Source organism: Chryseobacterium rhizosphaerae, from assembly GCF_003385455.1.
Lineage (GTDB): Bacteria > Bacteroidota > Bacteroidia > Flavobacteriales > Weeksellaceae > Chryseobacterium > Chryseobacterium rhizosphaerae.
The window spans coordinates 195,108-207,953 of record NZ_QNUF01000002.1; the positions used below are offsets into that span (position 1 = coordinate 195,108).

Below are 12,846 nucleotides of genomic sequence, written 5' to 3' on the forward strand. Positions count from 1 at the left end.
TCAGGAAGAAAATTTAAAATAGTAAAAAATCAATTAAAACACGTCAAGTTTCGTCGCTACCGCCCTATACCTTTGCTCTATAATAGTAAAAAAATATGGACAAAGTAACATCAGAAAGAATCCAGTTACTTCACCCACTGGTCAGGGATGAAGTAAAGCAGATCATAAAAGAATGTGACAAAGCACTTACCGGAAGAGCAAAAATAAGGATCACCCAGGGTCTGAGATCTTTTGAAGAACAGGAAAGACTTTATGCCATTGGAAGACTTACTTCAGGAAAAAAAGTAACCAATGCCAAAGCCGGACAAAGCATTCATAATTATGGTTTTGCTGTAGATATCTGTCTGATTATTGACGGAAAAATGGCGAGCTGGGATACCGCAAAAGACTGGGATAATGACCGGGTTGCCGATTGGTATGAATGTGTAAAAATCTTTGCCAGACATGGCTGGGATTGGGGTGGAAACTGGAAAACATTCAAAGACCTTCCCCACTTTGAAAAAAAGAATATCTCCCAGGGAGAAGATCTTATTAAAGTCAATTGGAGAACCCTTTTAAAAATGCCCAGAGATCAACAGAATTATATCCTATTTTAATTCTTTTTTACCTAAAATTAATTATAATACGACACGTTCTGTCGCTTTCCCCGCCTACCTTTACCTGACAAGAAAACCACTAAAAAAGCAATGAAATCCCGATATAGAATCCTAATTTTTCCCAGTAAAATAAAAGGTTCCAGAGATTTAAGATTGCATGTGTCCCTTTAACAAACAATTAAAACATCACATGAAAAAGACAACCATTCTTTCTTTGGACGGGGGTGGAATAAGGGGAATTATTACCTGTATTATTCTACGTTACATAGAAGAACAGCTCCAGTACTATGATAAGCCTACAGCAAGGCTCGGAGATTATTTTGATCTGGTAGCAGGCAGCAGTACAGGAGGTCTGATTGCTTCTATTATCTTATGCCCCGACGAAACCCGAAAGGCAAAATATTCTATCCAGAAAGGGTTAGAATTATATGCTGAAAAGGGTGGAGACATCTTTCAGGTATCTTTTTGGGAAAAACTGGTTAATCCATTTGGATTACTGAATGAAAGAATTTCCCAGGAAGCACTTGAAAAAAATCTGAATGACTTTTTTGGAAATTTAGAATTAAAAGAATTAATAAAACCGTGTTTAATTACAAGTTATGATATAGAAAACAGAAGAGCCAAGCTTTTCAATTCCTGGGAAGCCAATCTCAGTACTGATAATTTTTATGTAAAAGATATTTGCAGAGCTACTGCAGCAGCCCCTACTTATTTCAGTCCTGTACAGATCAAATCTATGTACGGACAGATCTTCAGCCTGATTGATGGGGGAATGTTTGCGAATAACCCTGCTCTTTGTGCTTATGCCGAAGCCAGGAAAATTCCTTTTGCCGAAGTTTTAAAAAACCATCAGAAAGCCAATCATCCCGGTGTTAATGATATGATCATCATTTCTATAGGCACCGGAGTGGAATCCCGTCCTTATCCGTTTAAAAGATTAGAAAAAGCAGGAAAAATAGGATGGGTAAATCCAATCATTGATATTCTGATGTCTGCCAATGCAGAAACGGTAGATTATCAGCTTTCTCAAATGTTTCAGACATTAGGTTTAAGAAATCAGAAAAATTATTACCGTCTGAACCCATCTCTGAAAAACGCTTCACCGGCTATGGATAATGTAAGGCGCTCCAATATTGAAAACCTGATTCAGGCCGGTCTGAGTTATATTGATGACAACCGGGAAGTTTTAAATCAGATTGTACAAAAACTCATTAGAAACAAAATATAAGCTTTTAAGCTTATAATGAACCCAAATAAGCTTAAAAGCTTATATTATAAATTCTCATCGAATGAAACAGTTGACTTGGTCAGTTTATAATATACACAAAAAACAAAATAAAAGTGAAAATAAATTATAACACGACAAGTTTTGACGCATGAGTCAACTATCTTTGAATAAACAAAATAACCAAGGAAACCAAAGCTAAATAAGCTTATTCCAAACTTAACATATCCCCATTATTTTTAATAATAATCTTCAGTAGATCAAATACTGAACAGGATAATTATTGCCCAATATTGAATATTAGTCTGCTAGCACTACTATATATTATTAACCAATTAATAACCTTAACAATTTTAGAATTATGGCAAATTTAGTACAAGAATTAAACAGTTTAGATTTCAGCGTTTACATCGGGGGGCCTATGCAGGCGGCTATCAAAGCACAGCATGATGCATCGATGTCACAGGTCAACTTTATTAAAGAGGTTGGCTTTGAAGAGGGTGTTGCAGAAGGAGGAGCCAAAAAACTTAAGTATGTAGATTTTACCTATACAAAATCAGTTCCCAGCACCACTGAAAATAGTGATAGCGTAGTAAAATCAGAAGTAAAATTAAGTGTTCCATTGCTTTCTATGCTGACAATTCCGGCTTTAAGAATTGATGAAATGACTATTGATTTCAATGCAAAACTTAATTCAGTAGAAACTCAGAGTATTGCTAGTGAATTCCAGGGAAGCGCTTCTATCAGCGCTAAATTCTGGAAAGTTAAATTCAACGCTTCAGCTTCTTATAAGAAAACCAACTCAAGTACTTCAACCACGGAAAAAACATATACGTTGGGAGTACATGTAAAAGCTGTAAATGATGAATTACCTGCAGGACTTTCAAAAATTATGGATATGTTAGAAGATGCTATTGTTGCTTCCGCAACACCGGTAACTAATCCTTCTTAATAATTTTCAGGATGGCTGTTCCGGCAGCCATCCTTTTAAAAAATCTTTATCAATTAAAAAAAAATTATCATGCCAAAATTGAATGAATATTTAGGAGGTATTGTCTCTGAGATTGCTGCAGCCAGAAAAATGACCGATTTACAGACTGTACAAATAGCAAAAGAATATGCTAAAGATGATTTATTGAAACATTTTTCCATTCCAAGAATGAAAGTGGGAACAGTGGATCTTACCATTCCTTTTGCTGCAGCCGGAAGTTCTCCTATCCTGCCTTTCAGAGACTTTTCTTATGATGAAATTACCAAAGTAGCCCAGGCGGATTATAATCCTTCTGATATAAAAAATGATCAGAATTTAAAGAATTTTTTAGCCAATCAGGAGCTTAGTTATAATGATTATATAAAGAAAATCAAGGCCGAAAACAAACCTAGTCTCACCGATACTCAGATACAGTATTTTGAACCTATTTCAAAATATACCGTGGAATACTGCCGGTCACTTTCCAATTTTACATGGAATAATACAGATCCTCAGTTTTTATCAGACCGCCTTTTCGACAGAATTGTTTTGGAGGCCAGAAGAGTTATTGAAAAAACAGATGACCGTGAGATTATTGTGGAGGCCAGTAAGTTGATGCAGCTGGATGCCAAATGTCTGATTTTTGCTAAAATGAGTGTGAGTGAAGCAGGTATGGAATGGTCAAGATATGAGGATATCAATGGAAATATTATAGAAACACTTATCCCTGAATAATAGAATGAAAAAGTCACAGTTTATTTTAGTTTCCCAGTTAAAGGATCAGCTGCTGGAGTTTCCAGGCATTGTTTCTTCTCTGGAGAAAAAAGATCCTTTTTTTGTTGAGAGAATGCTTTCATGGCTGAAGTCTGTAGAAAATATTCTTTCTACAAACAGCATCAGTGAAGTTTCAGAAATAGCAGGATTCAGAAGTAAGATTCTGGCAGGTAAAATCAGCGATGAGAGAAGTTTTAATGCTAAAAAAAAACAGCTCAGAATTACAGCAAACCTTCTTCACGATGCACAAAGCTGTGTCCTGAATGTATTACTGCCTCATGAAACCAAAATGAATGAGTGCAGAGATATCACCAAACAAATATTAGCGTTAGCAGCACAAAAAACAACCCGCCTTTATACATCAGAAATAGCATTTGAGGATTTCGTTCAGAAAGTCTGGTGGCATATTATTTCGGATGATGATTTAAAATTAGGTGGAGTAAAGCTCAAGTCTATGCTTTCTGAAATGGATATTATTATGCTTATTGCTGATGAAATAGATATCAAAGATTTTTCTTAAAACTAAAATAGCTCAAAATTTTTTTGAGTTATTTTTTTTATGCGTCAAGTTTTGACGCCTCCCTCGATTATTTTTGAAATATAAACAAGAGCACAAAAACAATTAATAAAAAACTTTAAAAAGCCTTTGAATTCAACATTGATCTATGCTGAACAGCCCGAAATATGTTCAAAAATTAACCAACACCTTAAAACACAAAACATGGAGACACCCAATCACCACACAGATATTATCTTCGATGAAGATCTCTATACTATAGAATGGAGTGACATCGAAAATGCAGAGATGGATTATGAAAACTATCTCAATGACATTGAAAACTTCTTCAGACAAGATTTTGAAAACGATGTACTTGAAGAAGATACACTATAAATATACCATAAACACTATACGTTCTGAAGCTGTCCACCATACTTATACATCCATTGCAATCTCGCCATTTTCAAAACACCTTTGAATTCACCATCACAAAAGAGTGGGCAGCCAGAACAGTGTTATAAATACACCCAATCATTTAAAGAATAGCTTTACCTAAAGCAATTTTTTCATATCATTAGCCTGACATTTTATGAAACCAGCTGCTTACCTGATCCATAACAGGAAGTAGCTGGTTTCTCTTTTATCTGATCCTAGACAAAAATTGTCAACCTTCCTCACGCTATTAAAAAATAATAGCGATGCTCAGTAAACGCTAACCTTCTATAGCAGAATATTTATCGTTCTAAGGCCGCTTTTTCTTTCGAAAAATTTTACAAAAAAATATAACACGACACGTTTTGTCGCATTAAGCCCATATATTTGTGGTACAAAATTTTACCATGAAGAAAGATTTTTATTTGACGAGATATGCCTTAATCATTAAAAGATTAGAAAGCTCCCCAGCCACCTATACTCAGCTGGAAGAATACCTTTTAAACTCTTTTGAATTTCAGGATGCCGGAATCAAGAGCTATTCTATCCGAACACTGCAAAGAGATATCCGTGAGATTTCAGATCTTTTCAACCTTTCTATTCACAATAAGAAAAAGGGAGACAACCGGTACTATATTGAAAGCCGCCCTATCATGGAAGTGGATGAGTACAACCAAAAATTACTGGAATCTTTTCAGGTAAGCAATGCCCTGAATCTTCATCCTGATTTTTCAGATTTCATTTTTTTTGAAAGCAGAAAACCAACCGGGGTGGAACATTTTTATGATCTGTTCTTTGCAATCCGTAATAAAAGGGTGGTTAGTTTTGAACATTACAATTATAAAAACAAACTGATGACCTCCCGAAAAGTACACCCACTTGCTTTGAAGGAATCTAAAGACAGATGGTACCTTATTGCTATAGACACAAAAGATAAAGTCCTAAAATCATTCGGATTAGACAGAATCAATTATCTGGATGTGGGGAAAAATAAATTCCGTGAGAAGTATAATTATAATTTCAGAGAGCACTTTAAAAATGCATTTGGAGTGATGAATCTTGCAGAACAAAAACCACAAAATATTGTATTGAAATGCAGCCGTCATCAAGGGGAATATATCAGAAGCTTTCCGCTTCACCAGTCACAGAAAGAAACCAAAGAAACTCCCGAAGAGATCTATTTTGAGTTTTTCCTTCATCCTACGTATGACTTTATGCAGGAAATTCTATCGTATGGAAAAGAGGTAACCGTTTTAGAACCTAAATGTTTAGTTGACGACATACGCAACCATCTTCAGGAGTCTCTGAACCGTTACCTGGAAAGCTAACCGGGAATGGTTTTATCTCATATTTTTTAATTATATTTACATAAATATACCTGTATTGAGAGCTTTATTTATTGGCATCAGCTGCTTTATTTCTTCGTTTTTTCTTTCCCAGCAGAAGGAAGAATTCAGGGCCGTGAGAAACTATTACGACCAGCATAGAACCATGCTGAATAAAGAGTTCAGGAAAAAATTTGATGCAGAATCCAACACCTTTAAAAAGGCTGCAATAAAAGGAGATTTTCTCTTTTTTATGAAAAAAATGGACAGTATTGAAAATACAGCATTGGTAGGAGCCTTATTACGGGTAAGAAACCAGGAAGACCTGGAAGCGATAAAAATACCGAAAGCTACTTCCATCAATATCAGTGACAGGTTCCGTGATTTGGAAACAGCTCCCAACTATCCCGGAGGACTCAATACATTAAGGAAGGAGGTGGCCAGTCTTATCTATACAGATGGTGTGCATACCGAAGTAAAAATAGTCAAGACAAGTGTAACTTTTATTGTTGAAAATGACGGAAGCATCAGTAATGTTCATGCTCAGGGTGATAATTTCACATTTAACAGACAGGCTGAAATTGCTTTATACTCACTTTCTGAAAGATTTCACCCGGCTGTCGCTAAAGGCGATCCTGCAAGATTCCAGTTCAGACTTCCTTTAACATTAACGATGGAATAATCAATGTTTACTGACGAATATTATATGAAAATGGCTCTGCAGGAAGCAGAAGCTGCCCTTGAAAAAGATGAAGTGCCTATCGGATGTGTGGTTGTTTCCAATAACCGTGTTATTGCGAGAGCCCACAATCTCACCGAAACCTTAAACGATGTTACTGCTCATGCAGAAATGCAGGCCATAACTTCTGCCGCTAATTTCCTTGGCGGTAAATATCTTAAAAACTGTACACTTTATGTCACATTAGAACCCTGTGTGATGTGTTCCGGAGCGCTTTCGTGGTCACAGATTTCAAAAGTAGTGATAGGCGCAAGAGACAAGCAGAGAGGTTTTATCAACAAGCATCTTTCCCTGCATCCAAAAACGGAAATCGTGACAGGAATAATGGAAAATGAGTGTTCCATGATCGTTAAAGAATTTTTTAAAAGTAAAAGATAAAGGAACAATGAGTAATTGTTCCTTCTTTATATTTGTAAGCTAAAAATCAGCACATTACTATACCCTTTAGCCTCTTATTTTATATCATTAAAAATTGAGTACATCACGAGGTCAAAATACGCTCCGTCTTTCTTAGTCTCCTGTTTCAAAACGGCCTCTTTTTCCATTCCAATCTTTTCCATAATTTTTCCGGAAGCAGGATTGTGAAGAAGATGAGTGGCAAAAATTTTATTGAAATTCAATTTTTTAAAACCAAAATGTACAATAGCTTTGGCAGCCTCTGTCACATAGCCTTTGTTCCAGTAAGGCATTGCAATCCAATATCCTAATTCAGCCTTATCATCATCACGGTCATGAAGACCTATAGCTCCGATAATATGCCCTTCTTTATTACGAATTCCAAAAGTATATCCTGTATGATCCTCAAAGGCTTCTTTTGACATGGTAAGCCAAAGTTGAGCATCATTTTCGGTATACGGATAAGGGATATTAGATGTGAGATCTGAATAAATTCTATGCTGCAGATACTCTGTAATGAAAGGAATATCCTTCTCTTCCAATTGGGAGAGAATAAGTCTTTCGGTTTCTATTATTGGAAATTCGTTCATTATATTAAGAATTTAGGGTAAAGATGAGGTAAATTATTCAATTCAACTCAACTTCAGGCTTATAAATCTTTGCCAAGAAAATAAAGCCCTTTTAAAGTATGAAGCCTGTCCATTACATGGATTTTATCCGTCAGAGGCTTATAAACATGAGACACACCTCCCGTTGCCACTACAAAACAGTCGTCATTTACCTCATCATTAATACGGGTCACAAATCCTTCTACCATGCCCAGAAAACCATATACCATTCCGCTCTGCATACAGGTTACCGTATCCAACCCCAGCACTGATTTCGGCTTTTTCAGCTCAATATCAGGAAGCTGCGCCGTCTGGTTGATCAGCGAATTCAAAGAAGTCACAATTCCCGGAGCGATAATCACGCCTAAAGTTTCCCCTGTTTCTGCAACACAGCTGGCAGTAAGTGCGGTTCCAAAGTCAATGACAATTTTTTTCCTGTTTGGATACAGGTTATGGGCAGCAACCAGGTTGGCATAAATATCCGTTCCCATCTGCTTAGATTTGGCCTGAACTGCTGATGGGGTGTTTCGGTCCACAATCACAGGGGTAATCCCATGGATTTTCTTTATTCCTGAGCTCATCACTTTGGTAAGCTGGGGAACTACAGATCCAATGATTACCTTATTTATTTCTGTTGGTTCAATTTTATAGGTCTGATAGAGCATCAGCATTTGTACATATAGCTCGTCTGCGGTTCTGTAAGGTTTAGTATTGATGACCCATGAAATATCACAGTTATCTCCATTAAAAAGGCCGAATCTGATATTGCTGTTCCCTACGTTTATTACAATTGAATTCATTGATTTTTTTTAACAGGCTAAGATTTTAAATTCTGCTCCCAAATTTATAAAAAAATAAAAGGAGTATTCTCAAATACTCCTTATTATTCTATATGTTTATCTTTTCTTATTTTACTTCTACAAAATTATCCGCCATATTAACATCAGCAATTCTCTGGCTGAAGTCGATACCAAGTACTGATAGCTGAGACTTCGGATAAGGAATGGTAAAGGTATATTCTTTCTGAGTCCAAGGCCAGTAAGGCATTGTTTTGAAATTACCATAGATATCATTTTCTTTCCATGTATGAGTCATGTTTAAAGGAATCTGATAGGTTACAATTTTTTTCTCCATGGTCATTACGCTGAAATCAACAGGCATAGGAACCTGTCCGTTATTTACCAGGGTAATTGTGGTGGATTTTGCATCATATTTCACATCCTTAATCCCATAATCAATAGTTTTTGTTGTGTTGATCCAGTAATGGTGAAACCACTTCAGGTCCATTCCGGAAACTTTTTGGGCAATATGAAGGAAATCCCTGTCTGAAGGATGTTTCATACTCCACTGGGCATAATACTGTCTTAGTGTTTCGGCAAGATTCTGTTCACCCATAATGTATCCCAATTGTACCAGATACAATTCCCCCTTCACATAGGAAGAATAAGTATAGGAAGTTCCGTTATCATGATGATCTCCCAACCATACAGCCGGTTCTTCAATACCTTTTTTAACAAAATTTCTGTAAGCATCTAATGTTTTTACGAAAGGGTTTGGAAGGTCTTCCGGAAATAACTGGTGCATGGTGTACCCTTCTGCATAGCTGGTAAAACCTTCATCCATCCAGGGACGTACAGATTCATTGGTGGCCAGCATTTGCTGATACCATGAGTGAGACCCTTCATGAGCCATTAATCCCATCAGCCCTTTAATGTCTTTAGCTTCTCCAAGAATCATGGTACACATTCCGTATTCCATTCCACCGTCACCACCCTGGATAAAAGCATAAGTAGGGTATACATATTTTCCGAAATGGGCATTCATGATCTCGAAATACTTCATCACATAAGATTGTGCTTCTCCCCAAACTTTTGTTTTCTCATTTTTCTGGTAAACCAGATATACTTTCGGACCATTTGGAACATCAAAACCATTGACTACATAATCTCTGTCTGCACTCCATGCAAAGTCAAGAATATTTTTAGCCGTCCATTTCCAGGTTACTTTTTTATCTTTTTCCGCTTTAATTTTTGCGTTGGTATCATATCCTTTTACCTCAGTTGGGTTTTCAAGAATCCCTCCTGCTCCTATTACATAATCTTTGTTGATTTTAATACTAACATCAAAATCTGAGAACGGTGCATGAAATTCTCTTCCCATATAATCAAAAGTTGCCCAGCCATCATAATCATACTCAGCAATTTTCGGGTACCATTGAGTCATTGTCATATCTACACCTTCTCTGTTGTTTCTTCCACTTCTTCTGATCTGCTGTGGAATCACGGCATCCCAATCCATGGTAAAAGTTGTAGAGGAATTAGGCTTGATAGGCTCTGCCAGGTACACTTTCATAATAGTTTCCTGGATTTCAAATTTCAAGTCCTTTCCATTCTGTCTGATCCAGTGGATATTTTGAGATCCCTCCTGATCTTTCGGAATAGATGCCAATCTTGAGATCCCATCTTTCTGCAACCTTGAGTCACCATTTTTTCCCTGGGAAATTATTCTTTGATCCATCATGGAATTAGGCTTAAAAGCATTCCAGTAGAGATGAAAATAAACTACATTCAACTCGTCCGGAGAATTGTTGGTGTATTCTAAAGTCTGTTTTCCCTGATAAGTAAATTTTTCAGCATTAACATCAATATCCATCTTGTACTTTGCAGCCTGCTGATAATAAGCTCCTTGCTGAGCATGAAATTGTGAAATGATAAACGCAAAAATGATTGCAGCCGATTTTCTCATTTAAAATTTTATTTTTTTTCTAAAGGTATGTAATTTAAATAAGAACCTCAAATAGGAGTTATACCGAGGTTTTATTATGTTTAGTATGGGTTTAGATTGAATTTAATTCACTTTGTTAAAAATCTTTTAACAAACATAAGTTTACTGGCTCGTCAACAATTTTTTGATTAAAGTGATCTGGCCCAAATGATAATAGCTATGCTCAATCATTCCATCTATATTTCTTCTGTAGGTTCCATATTTTTCATCTGCAAAAACCTCATCAAGCTGATCATCAGGAATCCGCTCAACCAACCCGGCAAACTTTTCTGCATCAACCCATAACCGACTTAGCAATTCTTCCCATTGAGCCTGAGATTCAATGACAGGAAGATCAAAACTGTACTGGTCTTTTATTTCAAGGGCTCCCCCTTCAAACACGTTAATAATTCCTGCTATATAATAATGTATATGAAAAGTAAGCATTGCGATGGTATTCAGGGAGCTCACTTTGGTAACAGCCTGTTCCCAGCTTACCCCGGAAAGCTGATCTTTAAAATTGGTATTGGCAATCCAGAGACCGTCAAGCAAAACCTCCCGGAATCTTTTTGATAATTGTACTGCAGAGCTCATTGATCGGTTATTTTTATATTTCTTTAAAGATAAGTAATTAAAGAATTGTTTTTTAAGCGCTTACTGATTTTCCAGGAGATTCCACCCACATAAAGAATACAATCATTTGTGTTGCAGAAAATAAAAAGCCTCAGATGTGTTGACATCTGAGGCTTGTATTATAATAGGAAATCAAAAGCTATTTCTTAGCTGCAACTTCTTTTTTTCCACTTTTTAAAATCTTTTCAAGGATTCTTAATGTAATCAGATAAGTAGGTTTTACTCCTGTAAGCCCCAATCCTCCTGATGATAATGTACTTCCTGTTTCCAAAGGATTATCTGAAGCATAATACGCGTAACATACAAACAGATCCGGTGCAATATGATGTCTGATCTTCGAAGCTACCTGGATAGCCTTCTGATAGTGTGCCCCTTCCATTTCAAGACCAATGGCCTTCCATGAAGTATTCATAAAATAAGAAAGGATATCTCTGTTTTGGAGTGAAGTTCCTAAAACAGTAATCATAGGTCCTTCAAATGCTTTTAGCTCTTCATCATGGAAATCGTCCAGCTTTAATGCATTTTCAAAAGGATAATTATCTGCCGTTCCTTCAAAGATATGAGAGGTAGGAATCATAATATCCCCTTTTTCTCCTGTGAGAATTCCGGCTTTCCCCATAATGGAAACAGATCTTACATGCATCATATAGACTTCTCCTTTATGTTCGAAAGGTCTCAGCAGCTCGTCCATCACCTCAAAAGCCTGCTCTCCGAAGGCATAGTCAAATACCATGACTACATCATCACCTCCAAACTTGATATCTCCAAAAGGAGTATTCTTTAAATTTGTTTTGCTAAGGTCAATGATCTGAACATCGATATTACTTCCACTTTTATCAGCAATATGAATCATCCCCTCATCTAAAGCATACTTTGATACTTTATCACGAAGTTCTTTTTTGTTTGAAATCTCTTCATACATTTTATAGTCCACATCATGATGATGCTTCTTCTTAAGAGCTTCATTACCGTACAGCATATTTTTCACCGAATGCATATTAGCAGAAATAATATGCAACGGACGCATATGAAGGTTATTTTCAAATAAAACCTCCTTCACTTTATTAGCCCATTTCTCTCCAAAGTAGTGATGTCCTACTCTTTCCTTTAATATAGCACTGAAATGAATTTCTCTTTCTCTGGTCTGCTTTGCATCTTCAAGACTTACTTTCCCTAAGTTGTAAATTATTTTGAATAAACGGTCAGGATTATGATCATCTCCAAAGGTATTGTAAGCTCTCAATGTCTCATCAAATGTTCTTCCTATTAAAGAGGATAGATGAATAATAGCCACCTCTTTCTCTCTTCTGCTGAATTTCTTTTCTCCTTTCACTACCTCTTCAATAATTTTAAAGGCACGTGTCGGCTTCCAGTTTTCATCCTGGATGAAAGCCAGATTACGGATTTTATCAGCTTCTATAAATAAGAAGGTAAGGTGGGTAAGAATGTCATAAATTTCGGAACGGCCCAAAAGAACCTCAATATTCATCTGGTGTTCGTCTATTCTATAACAGTTTCTTCTTCTTTTCTTAGGAACAATAGGTTCGAAACTTCCTTTATCAAACCCTTCATCAGATGTAAGATGAATAAAAGCACATTCCTCAATCCCTTCAGGAAGCCTGTCTAAAACATACATCAAACCATCAAGCTCCAATTTATTTGGAATATTCATGGTACCATAAATCTCTGGATTGATTGTTTTCAACAAGCTTCTAATGCTCTCTCCTGAAACTCCTCCTGGCTTGAAAAATCCTCTATAAAATAAGTGTCTCATAGAAATATATAATCTTTCGATAGCCTCTGTTGTCTCTCTTGCTCTAGAATTTGTCATAAAATAAATTTCACACAAATATACAAAATCTTTGTCCATTTTATTTTAACTATCT

Annotated in this window: 14 protein-coding genes; 9 read left to right on the forward strand and 5 right to left on the reverse strand. The window is 36.3% G+C overall.

Annotated elements, in window-relative coordinates; all coding sequences use genetic code 11:
• Nucleotides 1–95: 95 nt before the first annotated feature.
• The 9 genes from DRF57_RS02430 to DRF57_RS02470 all read left to right on the forward strand — a co-directional run bounded on the left by DRF57_RS02430 (nt 96) and on the right by DRF57_RS02470 (nt 6,938).
• Nucleotides 96–596 carry a M15 family metallopeptidase gene (locus DRF57_RS02430; protein ID WP_115916741.1) on the forward strand — a complete coding sequence of 167 codons (501 nt, stop codon included), beginning with the start codon at nt 96–98 and terminating at the stop codon, nt 594–596.
• Between the two features lie 190 nt (nt 597–786).
• The gene (locus DRF57_RS02435; RefSeq protein ID WP_084086421.1) at nt 787–1,824 is read left to right on the forward strand and encodes a patatin-like phospholipase family protein; all 1,038 of its coding nucleotides are present in this window, start codon (nt 787–789) and stop codon (nt 1,822–1,824) included.
• A 358-nt stretch (nt 1,825–2,182) separates the two neighbouring features.
• Complete coding sequence (locus DRF57_RS02440; protein WP_047484710.1) at nt 2,183–2,773, forward strand: DUF2589 domain-containing protein; 591 nt, start codon at nt 2,183–2,185, stop codon at nt 2,771–2,773.
• A gap of 69 nt (nt 2,774–2,842) precedes the next feature.
• Entirely contained in the window at nt 2,843–3,526 is a 684-nt protein-coding gene (locus DRF57_RS02445; RefSeq protein WP_047484708.1) for a hypothetical protein, read from the forward strand.
• Nucleotides 3,527–3,530: 4 nt separating this feature from the next.
• On the forward strand, nt 3,531–4,085 hold the full coding sequence (locus DRF57_RS02450) for a hypothetical protein (RefSeq protein ID WP_115916743.1): 555 nt from the start codon (nt 3,531–3,533) through the stop codon (nt 4,083–4,085).
• A gap of 201 nt (nt 4,086–4,286) precedes the next feature.
• Nucleotides 4,287–4,457, forward strand: a complete 171-nt coding sequence (locus tag DRF57_RS23565) for a hypothetical protein (protein ID WP_156125996.1) — start codon at nt 4,287–4,289, stop codon at nt 4,455–4,457.
• Between the two features lie 446 nt (nt 4,458–4,903).
• Nucleotides 4,904–5,824 (forward strand): helix-turn-helix transcriptional regulator, encoded by a 921-nt coding sequence (locus DRF57_RS02460; protein WP_047484704.1) that lies wholly within the window; start codon nt 4,904–4,906, stop codon nt 5,822–5,824.
• 55 nt (nt 5,825–5,879) lie between these two features.
• The gene (locus tag DRF57_RS02465; RefSeq protein ID WP_228450304.1) at nt 5,880–6,503 is read left to right on the forward strand and encodes a hypothetical protein; all 624 of its coding nucleotides are present in this window, start codon (nt 5,880–5,882) and stop codon (nt 6,501–6,503) included.
• A 3-nt stretch (nt 6,504–6,506) separates the two neighbouring features.
• Entirely contained in the window at nt 6,507–6,938 is a 432-nt protein-coding gene (locus DRF57_RS02470; protein ID WP_115916745.1) for a nucleoside deaminase, read from the forward strand.
• A gap of 74 nt (nt 6,939–7,012) precedes the next feature.
• Here DRF57_RS02470 and DRF57_RS02475 read toward each other — a convergent pair whose 3' ends face one another.
• The 5 genes from DRF57_RS02475 to DRF57_RS02495 form a co-directional block, all read right to left on the reverse strand.
• Nucleotides 7,013–7,546, reverse strand: a complete 534-nt coding sequence (locus DRF57_RS02475) for a GNAT family N-acetyltransferase (RefSeq protein WP_047484700.1) — start codon at nt 7,544–7,546, stop codon at nt 7,013–7,015.
• Between the two features lie 59 nt (nt 7,547–7,605).
• Nucleotides 7,606–8,364: a type III pantothenate kinase gene (locus tag DRF57_RS02480; RefSeq protein WP_047484697.1), complete on the reverse strand. Its 759-nt coding sequence runs from the start codon at nt 8,362–8,364 to the stop codon at nt 7,606–7,608.
• Between the two features lie 106 nt (nt 8,365–8,470).
• Complete coding sequence (locus DRF57_RS02485; RefSeq protein ID WP_115916747.1) at nt 8,471–10,309, reverse strand: M1 family metallopeptidase; 1,839 nt, start codon at nt 10,307–10,309, stop codon at nt 8,471–8,473.
• A gap of 141 nt (nt 10,310–10,450) precedes the next feature.
• A complete protein-coding gene (locus DRF57_RS02490; RefSeq protein ID WP_115916749.1) occupies nt 10,451–10,921 on the reverse strand; it encodes a DUF1572 domain-containing protein in 471 nt (156 codons plus the stop codon).
• Between the two features lie 178 nt (nt 10,922–11,099).
• Nucleotides 11,100–12,791: a DUF6909 family protein gene (locus DRF57_RS02495; protein WP_115916751.1), complete on the reverse strand. Its 1,692-nt coding sequence runs from the start codon at nt 12,789–12,791 to the stop codon at nt 11,100–11,102.
• Between the last annotated feature and the right edge of the window lie 55 nt (nt 12,792–12,846).

Coding starts and splice junctions, on each gene's coding strand:
- DRF57_RS02445 (WP_047484708.1), top strand. CDS start 2,843: ATGCCAAAATTGAATGAATATTTAGGAGGTATTGTCTCTGAGATTGCT.
- DRF57_RS02435 (WP_084086421.1), top strand. CDS start 787: ATGAAAAAGACAACCATTCTTTCTTTGGACGGGGGTGGAATAAGGGGA.
- DRF57_RS02495 (WP_115916751.1), bottom strand. CDS start 12,791: ATGACAAATTCTAGAGCAAGAGAGACAACAGAGGCTATCGAAAGATTA.
- DRF57_RS02470 (WP_115916745.1), top strand. CDS start 6,507: ATGTTTACTGACGAATATTATATGAAAATGGCTCTGCAGGAAGCAGAA.
- DRF57_RS02450 (WP_115916743.1), top strand. CDS start 3,531: ATGAAAAAGTCACAGTTTATTTTAGTTTCCCAGTTAAAGGATCAGCTG.
- DRF57_RS02490 (WP_115916749.1), bottom strand. CDS start 10,921: ATGAGCTCTGCAGTACAATTATCAAAAAGATTCCGGGAGGTTTTGCTT.
- DRF57_RS02440 (WP_047484710.1), top strand. CDS start 2,183: ATGGCAAATTTAGTACAAGAATTAAACAGTTTAGATTTCAGCGTTTAC.
- DRF57_RS02475 (WP_047484700.1), bottom strand. CDS start 7,546: ATGAACGAATTTCCAATAATAGAAACCGAAAGACTTATTCTCTCCCAA.
- DRF57_RS02480 (WP_047484697.1), bottom strand. CDS start 8,364: ATGAATTCAATTGTAATAAACGTAGGGAACAGCAATATCAGATTCGGC.
- DRF57_RS02430 (WP_115916741.1), top strand. CDS start 96: ATGGACAAAGTAACATCAGAAAGAATCCAGTTACTTCACCCACTGGTC.
- DRF57_RS02460 (WP_047484704.1), top strand. CDS start 4,904: ATGAAGAAAGATTTTTATTTGACGAGATATGCCTTAATCATTAAAAGA.
- DRF57_RS23565 (WP_156125996.1), top strand. CDS start 4,287: ATGGAGACACCCAATCACCACACAGATATTATCTTCGATGAAGATCTC.
- DRF57_RS02485 (WP_115916747.1), bottom strand. CDS start 10,309: ATGAGAAAATCGGCTGCAATCATTTTTGCGTTTATCATTTCACAATTT.